Raw genomic sequence first — 411 nt, forward strand, 5'->3', positions numbered from 1 at the left:
TGACGGCAAAGGTACCCTCTATGAGGGAGGCACTCGCTCGGTTGCCTTCATGAACTGGCCCGGCAAGATCAAGCCTGGTGTCTTCAACGGCCTTATGCACGTCGTCGACATGTTGCCAACGCTGGCTGGGCTGGCTGGTGCCAAGCTCGACAAGAACAAGCCGCTGGACGGCATGGATATGTGGCCGTCCATCAGCGAGGGAAAGCCTTCGCCGCGCACGGAGATCGTCTACAATGTCGATCCGATGACCGGCGCGGTGCGCGAGGGCGACTGGAAACTGGTGTGGGGGGCGTCGCTGCCGCAAAAGATTGAGCTTTTCAATTTGGCGCAGGACAAATCGGAAGCCACCAATCTGGCCGACAAGAACCCTGATAAAGTCAAGGAGTTGCAGGCAAGGATTACGGAGCTGGC

The 411-nt window shown here is 58.6% G+C and carries 1 pseudogene; it reads left to right on the top strand.

From position 1 onward, the window contains the following. Positions 1 to 49 precede the first annotated feature (49 nt). Positions 50 to 411: pseudogene (locus tag EN862_RS34925) on the top strand (sulfatase); the annotation flags it as partial.

This window comes from Mesorhizobium sp. M2E.F.Ca.ET.219.01.1.1, assembly GCF_004016445.2.
Lineage (GTDB): Bacteria > Pseudomonadota > Alphaproteobacteria > Rhizobiales > Rhizobiaceae > Mesorhizobium.